Raw genomic sequence first — 19,512 nt, forward strand, 5'->3', positions numbered from 1 at the left:
TCGCTAACTATACTGCTGATTATACATCCTCTGCCCCTCGATCTCACAAACCTGGTCCTGATGAAAAGAACCGGGAAGAATACATGCCTCTGAATTTTTCCCGTCACATTTTATGATGAGCGGTTTTTCAAACCGTACATGCCGAACAAATTTCAGCCGCTCGATCTCCGGCTGCTCGCTCAGCCAATGCCAGTCTACGAAATCATCTCCCCGGCTCTTTTGAGGCTTTCGGGGCTGTCTCTCGGTTATGGTCAGGTAGGGGATTCCAAGAGAGGTGATATTCTGGAAAAAATGTGACCCCTGGGAAGGATCTACTTTCAAGATATCGTTTCTGAGTTCTATAATAGCCCCTACCCGCGAAATATCCGCCCACTGCACCGGTATACCAAGCCACGGATCGGCAGACCCCCATCTGCCCGGTCCTACCAGCAGAAATGGCCTGTCTTCTGCCGTGAGTTTTCTATTTATTGCAGCTATCTCCATGGCAATCTGCCTGGTCTGGCCAGGGTCGAAATCATCAGGATTTACATAGACCAGATCTGCCATGGTCTCGAAATTCCCATGCCCTAAAGCCTCACTGGAAAAACTGAAGGAATTTTCAATATCTTTATCACAGATCTGTACATCTGCCCGCTCACTGCCAGTCACCATCGGCCGAATCTGCAGAAAGTAAAAAGTAGATTTATTCAGCTCAGGTTCGATCGCCACCGCAAACTCAATCTCAACTTCACAGCCCATACCTTTCCTCCCGAGGCTGAGCAGTTCTGTGAGAATCTTTGAGATCGGATACGCATCATATTTCAGCAACTGGGCAAAGGTCATGATCTTCAAGCCTGGCAAGTATGCATCGCGGATGACATGTTCTTCGGCAAAATAGGTGGAAGAAAGCTGCTGCACCGGCAGCTCATTTTCAGCGTCCTGAATCGAGCGTTTGACCAAATTTGATCCATACCTTTTCAGGCAGGTGTTATCCAGCATATTCAAAGCATAAAACTCCCGCTGACAGTTTTCCAGAATATCATCAACGGTGGAAAACTGTAATAACCGCTTGGGGTATTGCGGCGAAAATCGAAGAGATTTTTCCCCCTCAACCACGGTCTTGCCGACTCCAAGCGCTATGTGGACAATCCCCTCCTCCGGCATCATCCCCATCACCGGATAATAATTGTGCGACTGCGCCACCCCGGCAATTGACGGGTACCAGTAATCGCCATACCGGTTACCCACGACCTGCTGGATAATAATTGCCATCGAGTCTCCCCGGCCCTGGCTTGAATATCTGGAGAATGCCCGGGGGCTTTCAAACCAGGTTGAGGCGTAGACAAGTTTTACCGCACTCTCCAACTGACTGAGACGCTCCTGAAAGTCCTCATTGTTGTTGGCTAGAAAGTAGGTTGAATAGAGCCCTGCGTATGGCTTGAACAGTGCATCCTCAAGCAGGCTCGAAGAACGCACCGACAGCGGCAGATTATTTTTTTTCAGAAAAGCGGCCAGATCTTTTCTCAGCCAGGCGGGCAGTGTGGCATCAAGGAAGAGATCAGCAACCTTTTCATCCGGCATATCCGGCTGGTACTTCAATTTATTTTCAGCCACAAAGGCATCAAAGCCGTCCGCAGTAATCACACAGGTTTTAGGAATTGTTACCGTATAATCGGTCAGCACCGAACCTTCAGAATAGGCTCCCTGCAAACAGGCCCACATAAAGGCCAATCCCCTGGCCTTGCCCCCCATGGTCCCTTCACCAATCTTAACAAAATCCATGATATCGATGTCATAACCGGCATCCCTGAATTTGACGACAACTCCCTGCTGACGTAATTTCCGCAGCGAGTGTACTTTGAATATCAGGTCCTCGCGCATCTCCTTAATGTTTCCAATGTTAGAAATGTAATCGCAGTGCAGACGACGGGCCAGGGCAACCTCAGCCCTGGCCATAACCCAGTTTGAAAAGTGGTTGCGTTTAGCATGATACTCTAGCGACTCGTCAGGTATCTCGGCCAGCATTCGTTCAAACTCATACAAGGTGGAGGCGTGCCCGATTGCGGTTTCATCCGGCATTCTGAACACAAAGTCACCAAAGCCTAGATAATTCAAGAAAAATCTATGTATTTCATCCCGAACGAGTGGCGAATCTTTATTGATGAATATTGCCGGCAGGCTCTCTGCTGCCTTTCTGTTTTGCGACTCTGAACTAACCATCAGCAGCGGCAGGTCAGAGACTTCCTTCCGGACCTTGGATAAAAAGGAATAGCCGGCAGAGGAATCTATTTCCCCTGCCTTTTTGAACCTCGCATCGGATATAATGGCAAAGACATATGGCTTATAGCGCTCATAGAGGTCCATCGCCTCTTCATAGGTGGTAGCCATCAAAATTCTCGGCCGCGCCCGCATCCTGAGCAGCCTGTGGCGCTCATTGAGGCTCTCGTCCAGAACCGATTGGGTCTGCAGAACTATCTCCTGGTAAATCATCGGCAAGAATAAAGAGGCATAAACAGGAGAGTCTTCCACATAGATGATTACCCTGACCATGGCCCTGCCGATATCCTCATCGACATTTCTATGATCTTCGACGTTCTTGATAATTGCCAGCAGCAGATCAGCTTCGCAACACCAGAGAAAGATCCTGTCAACCCCATGGGCATCGAGCTTGTCAGCAAACGTGGAGCGTATGTGGTGGGCAACCAGAATGACAGGCACATCGGGCCGGATCTTCTTAATTTCGCCACCCAGTTCGAATGCGTCCATGCTCCCCAGATACGGCATGGTCATAACCATATCGAAGGGACGCCGTTTGAGGATACCAAGTGCCTCCTCGGCAGTTGAAACTCTGGTTATTCTAGGGGCTTTGCTTAGATTCAAACCATGATACTCTTTGATAAGCCTGGTTGCCAGGCTACCATCCTCCTCCATAATAAAGGCATCATAGAGACTGGAAACTAGCAGAATTTCCTGCACCTTGAACTGCATCAACTCATGGAATACCTTGAAATGAGGATCGAAATCCGAAACTATCCTTCCTGAGTCGATGAGCATGGGAACACCTTGTTATTTGGCGGAGAAGATATCCATCAGGGACTGCTTTCAGCTTTCTCCAATTCCCCTGATCCTCAGCTTGAAAATATGAGGGCCAGGCGTGAGATGATGCGTGACAGATTAGCTCAACACGCCTCGCTTTTTAAAGCTGAGCTTCAGGGGTAATCATATAGCTTTTTACGCTTTTTATTATTGTAAGCAGCAAAAACCTGTATTGGTAGTATTTCTTGACAGCGGTACTCAGAACCCGGATGTAATGATTTCTCTAAAAAGTCAGCAGACATCTGCTGATATCCGATCTCCTCCTGAAATTCAGGAGACCTCGCCGCCCACCACCAGGTAGACCACAGGAGCGTAGGCGGTAATCAGGATAAATATTATTAAAAACAGAATACTGGCAGGTATAGCCATGGCTCTGTAACGACTGACGGGAACGGCCAGACCTGCCAGCTTTTTCAGGGGTTCGATGAGCCCTGATGTTGCTCCTAAAAATGTGGCGGAAAACAATGATAAATAGATAGGAAATCCTATGTAGGAATAGTTGGCCTGCAAAATATCAAACGGGCATCTGTGTGAGGGCATGGCATATATATATGAGGAAAAAAATACGATCACGGTCCAGAGGGCAGTTGGAAAGAACACAATCCAACCAGTCGTGTTTAACATTAATATTGCATTTGAATAACTTTTACCTTTTTGGGCGGTGTAAAACAGTTGAAGACCACTGGTGGCAAGGATGAAAGTGGTCAAATAGAGACTACCGAGGAGAAGTACAGGAGAATAAGGGTCAAGCAAGTTGTAACCGTCACCGGAGGAGGACTTGAACAGCACGCCGCAGCATGATGTGAGTACATCCGGTTCCAGTTTGATCAGGTACAGGAACTGGAACACAGCATCAACAACCATCAGTGGTAAGAGGAAAAAGAGAAAGATATACTTGGATTTCACTAAAGGATAACTCTCTGACTGATTATCCAGATGGTTAAGCAGCAGCCAGTAGCCGCAGAAAAACACCAAGACAATCTTCACAAGGAGCGTAACAATGCCATAATCATTGGCCAGGAATGCTCCCGTGGCACACATTGCACCAACAAGCGCCCCTGAGAAGGCATCAGCCGCCAACACCAGCATAACTAAGGAAACAACCTGAAAGAAAAGAGCATATTTCATCAGCGCCGAAGTGAGCCAGACCTCTGTCTCTAATCTGATCTGTCGTGCGGTGTCTGCACCGGAATCCCAGAAACAGACAACTTTGATCCCACACCAGGCTGCCATCAGGCCGAGAAAAAGAATACCGACCGAACAGATCATCAAAGCGATGGCCCAGCCGTTTACCAGCATGCTCAGTCCCCCAGGACAACAGATCTTTCGTTCACCACATCCCTGAAACCAGACTGTTGATCAACCTCGGGTAGTACCCTGCCATCAACCACATCCATTACCCGATCTATCTCAACACGCTCGAAAACACGAGGGTCGTGTGACGCTATAACAATTGTCTTGCCTTGCTTTTTCAGCTGAGCTATCGAATCCATAAAAGAAGTCGCCAGACCAGAGTCCAGGTGAGCGGTGGGTTCATCGGCAATGATTACTGGAGGATTATTAATAAGCGCCCGGCATATGGCTACACGCTGCAGTTCGCCCCCTGAGATGCTGTCCACCTTGAAATATGCCCGCTCCATAAGATGGTAACTGCTCAACAGGGCTGCCGCCCTTTCGGTTCGATCTTTGCCGGAAACACCTGCCGGAAACAGCGGCAAACTGACATTTTCGATTACGCTGAGATCCCCGATTATATTGAAATCCTGAAAAATGAATCCAATTTTTTCTCTTCTGAACCGGCAGAGAAAATGATCTGGTAACCTGGACACCTTTTTGCCACCCAGCTCAGCCCTGCCGCTCGACGGAGGAAATATGCAGCCGATTATAGAAAGAAGTGTTGTTTTACCTGAGCCGGATGCACCGCGCAGACAGACCATTTCTCCGCTCGCTATTGCCAGGTCAACCCTCTGGAGAGCAATGACTTCATTCGACTCGCCCCGGTTATAAATCTTTGTCACTCCTTCAAGCTCAATCCGCATGCTACACCACCGTATCTGCTCTCACGACTGAACTGCGCCAGGATGGAACTACGGTGGCGCAGAGATATGGGAGTACCGAAAAAGCGAGGATCAATATAATATCTTCGACCAGCAGGGGTGGGGCAATAGTCAGCCCCGGTCTCAAAACGGACCACCCCAACAACAACGGTTTGAAGATAACCCCCTGCCACCACATTATATGTACCCAGGCCAGGCCATAACCCAGCAGAAACGCTAACAGAGAAACAAGCGTGGACTCCCAGAATCGCACTGCCATCACATCGGCGGTCTCCCAACCGAGCACTTTGAGTATTCCAACTTCCCGAATATCTTCCCTGGTGAGCCCTGATGCCTTGTCATAGGCAAGAATTGCGAACGCAGCTAGTGATGCCAACAGGCAGAAGCTTCCGAAACCACTCCGCCAGCCAAACACGACACTGTACGTCTTAAGTATCTGATCTCGAGTCAACACCCGGGTGCCAGGTAAACGATCTGCAATTTTCGCAGCAATAGTGTCGATCTCCCTTTGGTTACCGGCATAAACCATGAGATCTGTTATCTCATCTTCGCCCATGGCAAACAGGTTTCTTGCGGCCTCCAGCGAAACAAGCAAGATATCCCCGGTTACCGGCTCAGTTTTCTCATCAAATACGCCGGTGGTTGTGAAGGAAACCAATTCAAGGTCTGGGCGAAATAGAGAAAAACTCTTACGCTCACCAAGCCCCATCGATCTGCGCACTCCCGTGCTCAACACCACCTCTCCCATGCTACCGGCTGTCGGCAATTCTCCTTTGATGCCCTCAACAGGCAGGGCATGGGAACCATTTTCTGCCAAGTCGAGCCCCACCACCGTGTAGTTCGCTCCGTTCTTTTCATCGAAATAGTAACCCCAGATTCTGGGTGTTATAGACTTAATTCCAAAAATATCATCTATTCTGGCTGCGGCATCTGCTGTCAACGATACCTGGCGTCCTGCTACCAACTGCTGCACGGTAATCTCCGGTGCATGCCTGAGCACCTGAGCCGCCAACTCGGTCAGCCCGCGACTCATGAGCAGAAATGAGGAAAAAAGAAAAATGACCAGACTGAAAATGACGAGTATGCCGAAATTTTTTGTTTTCTTCCTGTTGAGAGAGCCCAGAGTGTAGTCCAGGATATTCAGCTGGCGCTGCAACTTGAGCCGAATACTCATTATTGAACCGGCCGGAAGAAAGAGCCTGAAGGGAAGTGTTCCAACGCCCCGGGATGATCCATAAATGGAACCACCTCATCGCTCACCGCAGGGTGTCTGGTGTACCTGGCCTCAGTTGATAGAGCCAGATCAGAAAGGCCCATCAGCGATACCATTTCACCAGCTACCGCATAAGATGCAAGAACATCTGTTCTTCGCTCCATTATGCTCACCAGAAGTGTTAGCATTGATAGAATTACGGCCACAACCAAAAGACAAAACAGGCGAAGTCGAGGGATCGTGCCGCTCATTTCTTCATGCCGCCCATCATCTTGTGCCCTTTTCGAATACTTTGCACAAGCTCATTATCGATTTCATCAAATAAGAGAACTCTTTTGCCGCGATGATCTTTAGCAAAATTCTTAGCGGCCTCCATGGTTTCGAAAGGCACAAACTCATTTCCCATGGGACCATAAACATCACTGCCCATTACATAAAACGCCCGCTCGCCGTCTATCCACTCCTGACTGTAGTAATCCCGTACCACCACATCTCCAACAGTTGCATAACCTGCGCCAAAATCCTTTGGTGACATGTAATACGCCAACATGTCCTTGGGACCGTCAAACATTTCCACCCTGTCATCCGACAAACGAATCTGAGCAACCCAGGTCGGATACTTACTGACAAACATTCCGCAGACCGGGCAGCGATCTCTGGCGGTCACCACAGCAAGAGGTTCACTTTCGCCGGCTTTGGAGTTCACTACAATTATCGCCCCTTCCACCAGCAAAAACACCATGACAAGTGTCAAACCAACAATTCGTTTCATCAATTTCACCCCTCAAATGATGTGCGGTGCAACCATTGAACGTTTTTTAATTTTCATGCAAATACTCTCCCAGCAATTCTTCAAATTCAGCTTCGCCCACCCCACCGAAAAGAGTTGCCAGTATACGCCTGTCCGGGCCGATCATAAAAGTCTGAGGATAAATTTTGACGTTAAACAAATCCGCCAACCTGGCATCCTCATCCATCACCACATGAAATTTAATACCCAGTTTTTCTATATAGTCATCCACAGCCTGGCGCTCTTCAAAGAAGCTGCTCACATAGACGATGGTCAGACCCTTGTCCTTATATTTACTGTAATATTGATTAAATAACGGGGTATCAGCTTTACAGAATTTGCAATTGGTTTCCCAGAACCTGACAATCACCGGTTTCCCCCCCAGATTTGAAAGCACAATCACATCACCTTCCAGATCCCGGGCCATAAAATCAGGCGCCTCATCACCAGCCATAAGCGGCCCGCCGGTTCTCTCCTGCTTGCACCCGAAAAACAAAAAAATAACACAAGAAAAAAGTAGAAACCAATTGAATGTCAGGTTCTTCACTGCCTACAACCTCCTTTCCCATGCGGGTTCAGGCATCAGTCCATTTCTAGCTGCTCCCCCTCACCGTTGTCCGTGTCCATATTTCATTTTTTTTCAACTTGTCGAACTTGTGCGGCCTGTGCTTCCATGGTACAGTGTGGCACCAAATGCATCATATATAATTGTTTTACCAGAAGTATACACGTTGCCTAACGATTGCTTAAGGACTTTATACTCCTGTTGTCCGTAAGGTTGGATACAGGCAAAACAACCCGGAATCAACAGGTCGGTCAAGCAGGCGCAAAACACTTCTGGACCGTAGTGTGGCACAATTTGTATTGCCTGAGGTCCACCAACACTCAGGCTATTGATTTTGGCTAGGAATGTTATGGAAAATACAGATTTTCTCCAGATCCGGAAGCGCTTAGGCAAAACCCAGAAAGAGCTTGCAGCTTTGCTGGGTACTTCACTCAAAGCCGTCAGCAGTTACGAGCAAGGTTGGCGCGGTATACCTGCCCATGTGGAAAGGCAGTTATTCTTTTTACTGTCGCAGAAAAGTGGCAAGCGCCACAACATGAAAAACTGCTGGGAAACAAAGCGTTGCCCCGAGAAAAAGCGTCGCCAGTGTCCCGCATGGGAGTTCGATGCAGGTCAGATTTGCTGGTTTATCAACGGCACTATCTGCAACTCAACGAACAGATCCAGTTGGGAAGAAAAGATTGAAGTCTGCAAGGAATGTCAGATAATGAAACGAGCCTGCTGCTAGACAGGTTCGTTTTCGGACTCATCAGAGAGCTTGAAGGTTTGCGTTCAGAGGGTGAACTTGAGGACTGACGCCTAACCGACAAAAGTACTCCACCAGGTCTCCATTCGACATAACAGGAATTGCGATCAGATATCCACAGACTGCAATTCCTGTGGCGTGTTTATATTGCTCCAGGCAAACTGCAGTTCCTCAGGCACAGGCAACAATTTCGTCTTTGCAAAATCAGCCACTCTGCCTATGCGCCTCTCCCCCATTGCACAAAGCTTCTCAAAATAGTGTTTGCTCTGAGGTTCATACCTGGCAAAAAGCGGTTCAGCCGTTCTGCCATCGGTAAGAGTGGGCAAGCCCGCCCAGCCTCCCAAAACCGGGCTATCCAGAACCCAGCGAACAGCCTCCTCCGAGATATGCGGCATATCACAAGCAAGAAGCAGCCAGGATACATCGGGTTGCCATCGCATGGCAGATAATATACCTGTCAATGGCCCCTGCACATCCGGAATATCAGGAATCCTCGGCAAAAAGGCAAGAGATTGCGGGACACTGCCTTTGCCAGAAAGTACGACCCCATCCACATGGGGCTCAAGAAGTCGCACCACCCGCTCTAACCAGGTAGTTCCATTCTTATCTTTCAGCAGATGTTTCGGTTGGCCCATTCGTGAGCTTTTACCACCGATCAGGATACAAGCCCAGACAGGTCTCTTTTTCTGTAATCTGCCGGCGTGTGTCCAGATAGTTTCAAAACCGTCTTGCAGGGTGCCATCGCCCAATATGAGCTCACGGTCATTTTCCGCCTTTTCCTGTAAGCCCCCATGGGCAAATGTTAACTGCCAGAAATCTTTAATATCTTCTTCGCCTTCAACAAACACCAGATCGTGAGAACGGAGCAGCTCCCTGGCCTGCACCAGTAGTTGATGCTCGTCACCCACGAACGAGTAACCTGCAACAATGTCTGACAGGGATCCTTCCAGGTTCAACGACGTACATGCGCCCGACTGGGCTCCAGCAACCAGTGAGTCATAGCGGATGAGTGATATTTTAAGTCCGGCTTCGACAAAAAGCGGCAATAACGAATACACATTTTCACGCAACTCATTGCCCTGTCCAGCTGGGATACAGTAAACAGGCAAATTCAAACAAGACGCTCCCATTACCACCCTCCGACACAGAGTCTCATGTTCATATCCTTAAACCTGAATTGCTTGGCGGCAGGGCTCCTGCCTCACGCCCACGGGCAAGAAAAAGCTCGATTGCCGCAAAACCCTCTGCGCCGAGGTCACGTGAATAATCATTGACATAAAGACCGATATGGCTCTGCACCACCTTTTCATCCATCTCCTGGCTATACTGACGAATATAGTCCAGACAGGCTTCCGGCTTTTTGAAAGCAAACTCCACACTCGCGCCAATCGTCCTTTCGATTTGCAGCACCTTATCCCTCCCCAAACTTCTCCTGGCCACAATCGCCCCCAGCGGGATAGGCATGCCGGACTGATCTTCCCACCATTGCCCCAGATCCTGCAGGCAGAAGAGTCCATATTGCTGGTAGGTAAAACGGCTCTCATGAATAATCACCCCGGCATCCACTTCGCCATTCTTCACCGCATCCATGATCATGTCAAAACGCATCTCCACCAGGTTGGTACAGCCGGGAAGCAGCATTTGCAACAACAGCGCCGCCGTTGTGTATTTGCCCGGGATAGCTATCCGTTTATCCTTGAGTTGGTCAATATCCACCTCTTTGCCTGTAACCAACAGCGGGCCACAGCCACGACCAAGAGCACTGCCTGTTGCCAGTACGCAATATTCGTCGAGGACATGACCGAGCGCATGGAAGCTCAGCTTGGTCACATCCAGTCTGGACTGGAGTGCCCAGCTATTCAGGGTTTCAACATCTTCCAGATACGGCGCACCATAGCTGAGCCCGCCGAGATCGACTTTACCATGCATCATTGCATAAAAAATAAAGGTATCGTTGGGACACGGAGAGTAGCCCAGCGATAGCTGAGAGCGCGATTCACTCATAAAAACTCCTTTAACAACAGGGCGGCGGTCTCGCCTGCCTTTTCACAGGCCCGGCTGAGTTGCCAGTTCTGCAGATTTCTATCTTCCACCATGTTTGAGATCACCCGGATCTCCAGCATGGGAATATCATACAATGCGCAAACCCTGGCCGCGGCAGCGCCCTCCATATTCTCACAGAGGCCATTGGAGTACCTGCGTAGCGACTCCCCCCGACGCCTGGTGCCACTGGCGCAATTGACCGTTACAAAATTGCCAACGACATGTTCAAGCCCTGCTGCAGAGAGTGCAGCTGTCGCCCTGTTGAGCAAGGATCGGCTGAGCGGGTAGTTACTGCATGGGACCAGATCGCTGGAAAAATATTCCAGCTCATCTCCGACCTCGACGCCGAGATCGCCGAGAAATTCCTGTTCAGCCAGACACAGGGAGAGCAGCCCGGCCCGCTGCTCGTGCTCAGCCGGATGGATATACGCGCCGCCAACACCAAACTGCAGCACACCTTTAACCTGCCGGTGATGCTGGGCCAGATACTGTCCGAGCCGGGCAGCAGTCTCCAATATACCGACCCCGGAAATCATGAGCGCCCAGCGTTCACTTTCCGCCCCCATTCGGGAACGAAGAGAAGCAGCTTCCATTTCAGTTGCAGCAACCGCAAGTATCATGGTATTGAGATCAACTCCATAGTTTGCCAGACACCTCTTTTAAAACGCACGCTAGCGGACTAGAAGAGTTGTTGGCCGTTTTCACTACTGATCATTATAGTACACAATATGCTACAAAGCAGGACTCCTGCTAAGCACCAGATGACCAGACGAATTTCAAAGCAGGGACAGTATACCCCAATGGACAAGGATTTCACCCTCGAGGCATATAATTACCACCTTCCCCAGGAAAACATTGCCCAGCGTCCCGCTGACAAGCGTGACAACTCACGGCTGCTGGTTCTGGACGCCGGTGAAGGTCACCGCAGCCATAAGCGATTTGCTGATATTGTAAACTATATTGACGACAGGGACATGTTGGTAGTCAATGACACCAGGGTTTTCCCGGCACGGCTTCATGGCAAAAAGGAATCAGGCGGAAAAGTTGAGGTTTTCCTGCTGAGCTTTCCAAGTACCAGCGACCGCCGCTCCGGTGAGGGTGAAGTTGAGGCGCTGATTAAAAGCTCCAAACGCCCCCGCCCCGGCTCTAAAATCATAATCAACGACAGCCTGTACTTTCAGGTAATTGAACTGCTGGATGGTGGCAAAGCGGCGCTCAAAATCTATTACGACCAAAACAGGGAACTCACTGAAATTCTCTCAGCTTGCGGCCAGGTTCCCCTGCCTCCTTATATAACCCGGGAAAATGGTACCACAGGTGAGGACGTCAACCGCTACCAGACAGTATACGCGAATCAACCTGGTGCTGTTGCCGCACCCACTGCTGGGCTTCATTTCACAGACGACCTCATAGACACCCTGAAACAACGGGGTGTACTTTTCGGTTCTATCACTCTGCACGTCGGTTACGGGACTTTTGCTCCCGTAAGGGCAGAAAAAATCAAAGACCACTCAATCCACCAGGAATATGTCATTGTCCCGGAAGAGACCGTAGCAAAAATCGAAGCAACCAGAAAACGCGGAGGCCGTATCTGGGCTGTTGGAACCACCACGGTACGAACCCTTGAGTTTGCGGCACGCGATGGTGAGCTGAAAGCGATGGAAGGTTTTTGCGATCTTTATATCTATCCCGGTTACGAATTCAGGGTTATCGACAACATGATCACCAATTTTCACCTGCCCGAATCATCGTTGATGTTTCTGGTTTCCGCTCTTTGCGGAAGGGAATCCCTGCTGGAGTGTTACAATGAGGCGATAGAACTCGGATACCGGTTCTATTCATATGGCGACGCCATGGCGGTGATAACCACAGCCGGGGCAGTGGGCAATGATAAACACTGAAAACCGCAAAGCGGCTAACACCTGTTGATAAACAAGCGTTAGCCGCGCAAACAGTGATACAGAGATCCGGGCAACTATACGTCTACGATTTGGTATGAATGTGCCCGAAGATGCTGCAAATTATTAATTCGCGTATCAGGATGCAGAAGATGCCGGACAGCCGGAACAACCACCGCCGGTCGAGCAGGCGGGAGCACTGCTTGAGGAACTGGTTTCCGATTTTGCTGAGGTAGATGTATAACCGTCGGCATACCAGCCACCGCCCTTGAGCTGAAAGGAACTTCTGGACATGAGTTTTTTCAACCCACCCTCACATTCCGGACAGGTGGTCAATGGATCATCTGCCATTTTCTGCTGAACTTCAAACACTTTATGACACGCATCACATTCGTACTCGTAAACTGGCATCTCTGCTCCAATCTCTAATTACTGAAATTTTTTCTATGATAGTTCCTTGAAAAAGCCTTGCGACCTGATCAAACACTGACATTGTGTCTAAAACAGGCGTTAGAATAATTCTCCTGCATCATCATGTCAACAGTACGACCACTACTATCATATTTTTTCCATATCACACAACCCCTCCAGCTAACGTCGGAATCCTTGCGCCGCTTGTTGTTCCTATCTGTTTCTGGTATAGAAGATCAAACACCAGTCAATTGCGGAACTTCCAGCTCCGCCAATTATTTAGCAATTACGACTTTTCTCTTTATCACTTTTTTTTGACAAAACTTTATGATAGGTATTTTTGATTCAGGAGTCGGCGGCATGACCGTCATGCGGGAAATCACCAATCTGCTGCCCGATCTGCCAACCTGCTATCTTGGTGATCTTGCCAGGATGCCCTATGGTTCTAAAAGCGACTCGGCCATAATCGACTACTCCGTCGAAAACACCAATTTCCTGATAGATCAGGGGGCAAAGCTGATTATTGTTGCCTGTAACTCTGCTTCAGCGGTTGCCACAGGGAAACTGCGAGAGCAATTCAAGGTGCCCATCCTTGAGGTTATCACCCCGGCGGTGCATGAGGCACTGGCCAGAAGTGAAAAAGGCAGAATTGGTGTCATTGGAACCAGGGCGACTATCCGTAGCGGCAGTTATGAGCAGCAGATTACAGCTCTTAAACCCGGGTTCAAGACCTATTCCGCTGCCTGCCCCCTGCTGGTGCCGCTGGTGGAGGAGGGATTTACCAATGCCAGAGAGACGAAAATGATATTACGCAGGTATCTCTCAACGCTCAGGCACAAGCAGATAGATGCACTGATACTCGGATGCACCCACTATCCACTGTTGAAAAAACTCATCCAACCACGGATAGGTAAGCGCGTTCACCTTGTCGACCCGGCGGAAGCAATGGCCCGATACCTGCAGACCTTTCTTCACGATCATCCGAATTTGTGGGATTCAATTGAAAAAACAGCTGAGCACAGGTATTGTGTAACTGATCTTACAGATTCTACTCAAAGAATAGCTGATACCATCTTCCAGAGACCAATCGAGTTTACCCGCTTATGATATATATTACCGTTCAAGAGTTACCCTGCATTGTCCGCAAGCTCTCTTTCATCCTGATCACCCTGTTATTTTTACTCACTGTTTCTCCGGCTTATGCTGTGTCAACCACTGAATATCCGGAACAGATCGCCGAAAGACTGCAAAAACGTTTCGATGCCATGTCCAGCCTTTCGTTTACCTTCAATCAACGCAGCCAGGGGCAGATGGGCGGCAGAGCCAAAACAGGCAGCGGTACCGCCTACTTTTCCAAATTGGACAAGACTCCCAAGATGCGCTGGAACTATAGTGCGCCTGAGCAACAGGTACTGATCAGCGATGGTACTACTTTTTCCATGTATTTTGCCGAGCTCAAACAGCTGATTGTTACCCCGGCCGAAGCTCTGGATAACGATGTCACCTACGCATTTTTCAGTGGTAAATCGAGGATCGCCGAAAGTTTCCACATACTGCCGCCTGACGAACATTATATGAGCGACCAGGCTTCCGGACAGAAGGATGTACCCAAAATCATCAAACTTGTTCCCAAGGAGCAGCAGTCCCAGCTCCAATCTGTCCATCTCTGGGTGGATGACGAATCACTGATACGTAGGATTGAACTGCTCGACCTTTTCGATACCGTAACCGTTATAAATATCAGCAAGATTGACGTTGATTTTCTGGATAACAAACGCCAGGAAGCTCGCAAACTGTTCTCATTTACTCCCCCTGCCGGCACCGAGATAATCCGTCAGTAATACCTCGACTATATGACTTTTTCTTCGGATAACGGGCGAACTTCACCAACACCAGACAAGCAGTCACATCTGGCAATGATTTCAATGCCCTGGGCTATTTACAATCGTCCTTCGATTCAGCTCGGCTCTCTCAAGGCATATGTTGAGACAAACAGCGAATTCAGCGCACACTGTTTTCATCCCTATCTCGACATCGCGGCTGCGCTCGGCACTGACCTGTACACCACCATTTCAGACAGCAGCTGGGCCGGGGAGGCAGTGTTCTCCGCCCTGCTGTTTGAGGAAAAATACCCTGAGGCTGAAAAGCTCTTCAATAAGAGCCTGAAGAAATCTGCCGCATCTGCCAGTGATCGGCCCGTCTTTGAAAAGACAGTCAAGGCCGTCGAAGAAGTGTGCAATCGCTGGCTGGCAGAAACCGACTGGAGCAGTTTTCAGCTTGTCGGTGTATCCGTCTGTTTTAACCAGCTACTAGCATCTCTGTATATCTCTCGCAAAATTTCCAATCTCGCAGGATCACCGCCAATCGTCTTCGGTGGCTCATCCTGTGCCGGTGAACTGGGAAAATCCCTGCTCGCCACTTTTCCCTGGATAGATTTCGTGGTCGACGGTGAAGGCGAGGCTTCACTCGTTGATCTGCTCGAATACCTCACGAACCAAACGGGAAAACTGCCGGATTGCATTTATAGCAAGGCCCCGGTGGCCACATCCCCCCTCAGCCAGGAAATAACGGATTTAAACGCACTGCCCACACCCGACTTCGATCACTACTTCAAGCAGCTCAGGATAACCTTTCCGGATTCTCCTTTCTCCCCGATATTACCCGTCGAGTTTTCCAGGGGATGTTGGTGGAACAAGTGCACCTTCTGTAATCTGAATCTGCAATGGCATAACTACCGGGCAAAAAACGCTGAAAAGATGCTCAGCGAGTTAAGCACCCTCTGCAAACGCTTTCAGTGCCTTGATTTCACTTTCTGTGACAATGCCTTGCCAGTCGGGGAAAGCAAACGTTTCTTTGACACCATGGCCCAGGTTGAGCCTGATATACGTTTTTTTGCCGAAATCCGTGGTACAACCTCTTATGAGTCTCTGCTGGCATTTAGAAAAGGAGGGCTCGATACCATCCAGGTTGGTATAGAATCTCTCTCAACATCTCTTCTTACCAGGATGAAAAAAGGGGTTACGACCATAGAAAACCTGGCAATTATGAAACATGCCATGGCCGCAGGTATTCGTCTCGAGGGCAATCTGATAGTAGAATTTCCCGGCTCCACAGAGCAAGAAGTTGCCGAGACCGCCGAAAACATTGCGTATGTTCTGCCATTTCATCCTCTTTCAGCTGCTGCCTTTTTTCTCGGCCACGGTTCTCCAGTTGCCTGCAACCCACAGGAATTTGGAATCAGTGCTCAGCTCACCCACAGTAAGAACAAGAGTCTCTTCCCTGATAGTGTGCTTCACACAATGACTCTGCTCTCTTCGGAATACAGAGGGGATCGCAGTAAACAGAAAATCCTGTGGCAACCGGTCAGGAAGAAAATCGAAAAATGGCAGGAATTCCACAAGTTGCGTGAGGACGGGCAGCCACCTGCTCTCAGATACCGTGATGGAGGCAACTTCATAATTATCCGGCAGGAGCTTGCCGACGCCCCACCCCTTCGCCACAAACTCACGGGCCTATCACGCCAGATCTATATTTTTTGCAGCGAAATTCGCACCCTGGATGAGATCAAAAAACAATTTAATTCAAGTAAAGATTCCGCAATACTTGCATTTATCGATCAACTCTGTCAAAAACGACTGATGTTCCGTGAACACAGTCGCGTCCTCTCCCTGGCAATCAGACAGCGAAAATGATGCAGAATCAGTTGAGAAAAGACTGGTTCGGTACAGCAGCCAAGCAAAGGATAGCAGCCAGGCTCAATCAAAATAACATAATTTATTGGGTTTCAATACATTGAAAGGCCTTGCACGCCGGTACGTTTAGACCCACATTATAATAGAATCGTAGAAACCAACCGTTTTTTTTGAGGTCGTAAAGAGCAACCTCATCAACCCATAACCATTACTTAAGTACATCGGATTTACGGAAAACCACATGGACTCAAACAACGACAGCTTTGAAGCCCTGTTCAACCAGGAAGCCACGAAGAAGCTTCGCCATTTCAAGCCAGGCCAGAAAGTATCAGCCACCATCATCGATATCAGTGGTGAATCCATCTTCCTGGATGTCGGCGGCAAAAGTGAAGGAATCGTAAACAGCGCCGAATTACGAAACGAAGAGGGAGAACTTCAGGTCGCCGTTGGCGATGTCATTGAAGTCTACTTTTTGAAATCCAGCGGTTCAGAGTTGGTCTTTGCTGCCAGGCTCGGCGGCGGCTCAGGCGCTGAACAGCTCGAAGATGCCTTTCATAGCGGTATCCCTATTGAAGGATTGGTTAAAGCTGAAATAAAAGGTGGTTTTGAGATCACCCTCGGCGGCAACATCCGCGCCTTCTGCCCGTATTCACAGATGGGCCTCAGACGCGTTGAAGATGCCGCCGCCACCTATCTCGACACCCGTATGACCTTTCGCATAACAAAGTTTGAACCAGGCGGCAGGAACATCGTGGTGTCTGCCCGTGCCATTCTGGAAGAAGAGCAAGAGGCCAGGCGCGAAGAACTCCGCCAGACCTTATCTGAAGGTGACACGGTTGAAGGTGAAATCACCTCACTCAGGGACTTTGGCGCTTTTGCCGATATCGGCGGCATTGATGGCCTGATCCCTATTTCCGAGGTTGGCTGGAGTCGGGTGGAAAATATTGCCGACGTCTTCACCGTTGGTCAAAAGGTCAATGTTATCATCAAGAAACTTGATTGGGACAACAACCGAATCTCACTGAGTTTCAAAGAGACACTCACCGACCCTTGGGAGGAAGCTGTCACCAATTTCCCTGAAGGCTCAACTGTAACTGGCAAAGTCGTTCGCCTCGCCCAATTTGGCGCCTTTGTCAATCTGGCTCCCGGTGTCGATGGCCTGGTGCATATTTCCAAACTTGGCAGCGGCAGAAGAATCAACCACCCCCGTGAGGTGGTCGAAGAAGGTCAGGAGCTTGAGGTAATCGTTGAATCCATTGACCTGGACGAACGACGCATCAGCCTTGCACCTACCGATTACGTCTCCGAGGAATCCAAGGAGAATATTGAAAAAGCCGACTACACCAGCTATGTGAAGAAATCTCAGAAGAAAGAAAAAGCCGACAGCAATACAGGCAGCTTCGGAGCCTTGCTGAGAGCCAAGATGGACCAGAAGAAGAAGTAGGTTTCAGCTCGTCATCAGACATCATTTACAGCTAAAAAGCCTGCAGATACTGACAGTATCTGCAGGCTTTTTTATTTTTGGGCGGGCTAAACGCCCTGCCTAAAAATTCTTAGAGCGTGCCTGTATATAGCGATTGAGCTTTATTCCCCTTTTTTGACACAGGCCGCCTGCCGCATTGCCTCGAACATGATCACTGCCGCGGCGACGGAACTGTTTAACGAGTCAAGGGTCCCCTCCATCGGGATGGAAATGAGCATATCACATTCCTTGCGCACCAGCGGCCTGATACCTTTCCCCTCGCTCCCCACTACAATACAGGCAGGCAGATTGAGGTCGGTCTCATAGAGTGATACGGCAGTCTCATCCTTGATGGCACCGAAAACCCAGGCTCCGGCCTCCTTGAGCTTTTTGAGCGCGGTGGCAAGATTGGTCACCTGACAGATATCAATGTGTGACATTGCACCAGCTGACGATTTTGCGGCAGTTCCGCCAAGAGGAGCCGAACGCTCACGGGTCAACACAACTCCTGTTACCCCTGAAGCAAGAGCAGAGCGAATAATTGCGCCGAGATTATGTGGATCCTGCAAACTGTCGCAAACTATCAGGCGTGGCTTTTCACCGGCCTCGATTCTTTGCCTGAAGCGCTCGACAATCGTATCAAAATCAATCAGCGAAGAGGCGCTGGTTTTTGCCAGAACGCCCTGATGACGGACCTGTGAAGCCCCCTCACCAATCAGCCTGAATGATTGCAGAAAGCTCACTTTGACCTTGGCCTTTCTGGCCAGTTCAACGATCTCATCCTGCTTTTTCCCTCTGCGCTCTTTCAGCAGAATGACCTCTGTAACCCGCTCAGGCTCCCTGGTGAGTGCCTCGACCACCGGATGAGTACCAAACAATAAATCGTCACTCAGTTTGATCCGTTTTTCTGCGGCAGGCCTCGTATCTTTATAATCTTTTCTCATGAATCCACTTCTACTCTTACCAACTCACCCGTTGGTCGTCTGCGAACCTTTGCCCTCTCGGCAATTATTATCGAGGAAAGAACTTCACATGCTTCTTCAAGGTTATCGTTAACCACCAGATAGGCATAATTGTCGACAGCCCTCATTTCGGTTCTGGCATTTTGCAGGCGGAGCTGCAATACATCCTCGTCTTCCGTGTTTCTCTTTCTTAGTCTGGTTTCCAGCACCGCAATGCTCGGTGGTGCAATGAAAATCTGCACGCTCTCAAATGCAACAGAGTTTCTTATTATTTCAGCTCCCTGTACATCAATATCGAGAATGACATCCTCACCACTGTCGAGCTGATCACGTACAGCTGATACGCTGGTACCATAGAGATTGTCGTGGACCCTCGCCCACTCAATAAACTGCTGCTTCGAGATCATTTCCTCGAAAGAATCCTTGTCCACAAAATAGTAATCCTTGCCGTCATGCTCACCTTTTCGTGGTGGCCGTGTGGTGTGTGATACCGAAAAGTTCAGACCCGGAATGCGTGCCATCACTTTTTTCAACAAGGTGGTCTTTCCCGTCCCGGACGGGGCCGAAATAACAAACAGTAAACCTTTATTCATTGGTTC

At 49.3% G+C, this 19,512-nt stretch carries 19 protein-coding genes; 6 read left to right on the forward strand and 13 right to left on the reverse strand.

Annotated features, from left to right (window positions below; genetic code table 11):
* Nucleotides 1-3 precede the first annotated feature (3 nt).
* The 7 genes from ACN5NT_RS11380 to ACN5NT_RS11410 all read right to left on the reverse strand — a co-directional run bounded on the left by ACN5NT_RS11380 (nt 4) and on the right by ACN5NT_RS11410 (nt 7,682).
* Nucleotides 4-3,033: a PEP/pyruvate-binding domain-containing protein gene (locus tag ACN5NT_RS11380; protein ID WP_419175522.1), complete on the reverse strand. Its 3,030-nt coding sequence runs from the start codon at nt 3,031-3,033 to the stop codon at nt 4-6.
* A 312-nt stretch (nt 3,034-3,345) separates the two neighbouring features.
* The gene (locus ACN5NT_RS11385; protein WP_419175523.1) at nt 3,346-4,374 is read right to left on the reverse strand and encodes a hypothetical protein; all 1,029 of its coding nucleotides are present in this window, start codon (nt 4,372-4,374) and stop codon (nt 3,346-3,348) included.
* A gap of 2 nt (nt 4,375-4,376) precedes the next feature.
* Nucleotides 4,377-5,114 (reverse strand): ABC transporter ATP-binding protein, encoded by a 738-nt coding sequence (locus ACN5NT_RS11390; RefSeq protein ID WP_419175524.1) that lies wholly within the window; start codon nt 5,112-5,114, stop codon nt 4,377-4,379.
* A gap of 1 nt (nt 5,115) precedes the next feature.
* Nucleotides 5,116-6,306 carry an ABC transporter permease gene (locus ACN5NT_RS11395; RefSeq protein ID WP_419175525.1) on the reverse strand — a complete coding sequence of 397 codons (1,191 nt, stop codon included), beginning with the start codon at nt 6,304-6,306 and terminating at the stop codon, nt 5,116-5,118.
* Nucleotides 6,306-6,509 (reverse strand): hypothetical protein, encoded by a 204-nt coding sequence (locus tag ACN5NT_RS11400; protein WP_228721386.1) that lies wholly within the window; start codon nt 6,507-6,509, stop codon nt 6,306-6,308. The genes ACN5NT_RS11395 and ACN5NT_RS11400 overlap by 1 nt, the downstream gene beginning before the upstream one ends.
* Nucleotides 6,510-6,592: 83 nt before the next feature.
* Nucleotides 6,593-7,117 carry a nitrous oxide reductase accessory protein NosL gene (locus ACN5NT_RS11405; RefSeq protein WP_419175526.1) on the reverse strand — a complete coding sequence of 175 codons (525 nt, stop codon included), beginning with the start codon at nt 7,115-7,117 and terminating at the stop codon, nt 6,593-6,595.
* A 46-nt stretch (nt 7,118-7,163) separates the two neighbouring features.
* Nucleotides 7,164-7,682 carry a peroxiredoxin family protein gene (locus ACN5NT_RS11410; RefSeq protein ID WP_136796947.1) on the reverse strand — a complete coding sequence of 173 codons (519 nt, stop codon included), beginning with the start codon at nt 7,680-7,682 and terminating at the stop codon, nt 7,164-7,166.
* A 367-nt stretch (nt 7,683-8,049) separates the two neighbouring features.
* Between ACN5NT_RS11410 and ACN5NT_RS11415 the strand changes: the two genes are divergently transcribed.
* On the forward strand, nt 8,050-8,427 hold the full coding sequence (locus ACN5NT_RS11415; protein WP_136796948.1) for a helix-turn-helix domain-containing protein: 378 nt from the start codon (nt 8,050-8,052) through the stop codon (nt 8,425-8,427).
* 125 nt (nt 8,428-8,552) lie between these two features.
* Here ACN5NT_RS11415 and ACN5NT_RS11420 read toward each other — a convergent pair whose 3' ends face one another.
* Genes ACN5NT_RS11420 through mqnB form a run of 3 tightly spaced genes read right to left on the reverse strand, consistent with a single transcriptional unit; the run spans nt 8,553 to nt 11,108 of the window.
* On the reverse strand, nt 8,553-9,575 hold the full coding sequence (locus tag ACN5NT_RS11420; RefSeq protein ID WP_419175527.1) for a molybdenum cofactor guanylyltransferase: 1,023 nt from the start codon (nt 9,573-9,575) through the stop codon (nt 8,553-8,555).
* A 28-nt stretch (nt 9,576-9,603) separates the two neighbouring features.
* Nucleotides 9,604-10,449, reverse strand: a complete 846-nt coding sequence (locus tag ACN5NT_RS11425) for a 1,4-dihydroxy-6-naphthoate synthase (RefSeq protein WP_419175528.1) — start codon at nt 10,447-10,449, stop codon at nt 9,604-9,606.
* Nucleotides 10,446-11,108, reverse strand: coding sequence for a futalosine hydrolase (mqnB, locus tag ACN5NT_RS11430; protein ID WP_136796951.1), 663 nt, complete (start codon nt 11,106-11,108; stop codon nt 10,446-10,448). Before mqnB ends, ACN5NT_RS11425 begins: the two co-directional genes overlap by 4 nt.
* A 141-nt stretch (nt 11,109-11,249) precedes the next feature.
* Here mqnB and queA point away from each other — a divergent pair, with 141 nt between their 5' ends.
* A complete protein-coding gene (gene queA, locus ACN5NT_RS11435) occupies nt 11,250-12,389 on the forward strand; it encodes a tRNA preQ1(34) S-adenosylmethionine ribosyltransferase-isomerase QueA (RefSeq protein WP_275942943.1) in 1,140 nt (379 codons plus the stop codon).
* A 135-nt stretch (nt 12,390-12,524) separates the two neighbouring features.
* Here queA and ACN5NT_RS11440 read toward each other — a convergent pair whose 3' ends face one another.
* Nucleotides 12,525-12,797: an FmdB family zinc ribbon protein gene (locus ACN5NT_RS11440; protein WP_136796952.1), complete on the reverse strand. Its 273-nt coding sequence runs from the start codon at nt 12,795-12,797 to the stop codon at nt 12,525-12,527.
* A gap of 327 nt (nt 12,798-13,124) precedes the next feature.
* On the opposite strand from ACN5NT_RS11440, the gene murI reads away from it, so the two are divergent.
* From murI to rpsA, 4 genes are all read left to right on the forward strand, one after another.
* Nucleotides 13,125-13,904, forward strand: a complete 780-nt coding sequence (gene murI / locus ACN5NT_RS11445) for a glutamate racemase (protein ID WP_136796953.1) — start codon at nt 13,125-13,127, stop codon at nt 13,902-13,904.
* Complete coding sequence (locus ACN5NT_RS11450; RefSeq protein ID WP_136796954.1) at nt 13,901-14,638, forward strand: LolA family protein; 738 nt, start codon at nt 13,901-13,903, stop codon at nt 14,636-14,638. Before murI ends, ACN5NT_RS11450 begins: the two co-directional genes overlap by 4 nt.
* Before the next feature lie 75 nt (nt 14,639-14,713).
* Complete coding sequence (locus ACN5NT_RS11455; RefSeq protein ID WP_419175529.1) at nt 14,714-16,489, forward strand: RiPP maturation radical SAM C-methyltransferase; 1,776 nt, start codon at nt 14,714-14,716, stop codon at nt 16,487-16,489.
* A 241-nt stretch (nt 16,490-16,730) separates the two neighbouring features.
* Complete coding sequence (gene rpsA / locus ACN5NT_RS11460) at nt 16,731-17,933, forward strand: 30S ribosomal protein S1 (protein WP_136796956.1); 1,203 nt, start codon at nt 16,731-16,733, stop codon at nt 17,931-17,933.
* Nucleotides 17,934-18,073: 140 nt separating this feature from the next.
* On the opposite strand, the gene rlmB is transcribed toward rpsA, so the two are convergent.
* Nucleotides 18,074-18,895, reverse strand: coding sequence for a 23S rRNA (guanosine(2251)-2'-O)-methyltransferase RlmB (rlmB, locus tag ACN5NT_RS11465; protein WP_136796957.1), 822 nt, complete (start codon nt 18,893-18,895; stop codon nt 18,074-18,076).
* Nucleotides 18,892-19,506 carry a guanylate kinase gene (gene gmk / locus ACN5NT_RS11470; RefSeq protein WP_136796958.1) on the reverse strand — a complete coding sequence of 205 codons (615 nt, stop codon included), beginning with the start codon at nt 19,504-19,506 and terminating at the stop codon, nt 18,892-18,894. Before gmk ends, rlmB begins: the two co-directional genes overlap by 4 nt.
* Nucleotides 19,507-19,512 lie beyond the last annotated feature (6 nt).

This window comes from Desulfosediminicola sp. (genome assembly GCF_048381775.1).
Taxonomy (GTDB): Bacteria; Desulfobacterota; Desulfobulbia; order Desulfobulbales; family Desulfocapsaceae; genus Desulfopila; species Desulfopila ganghwensis.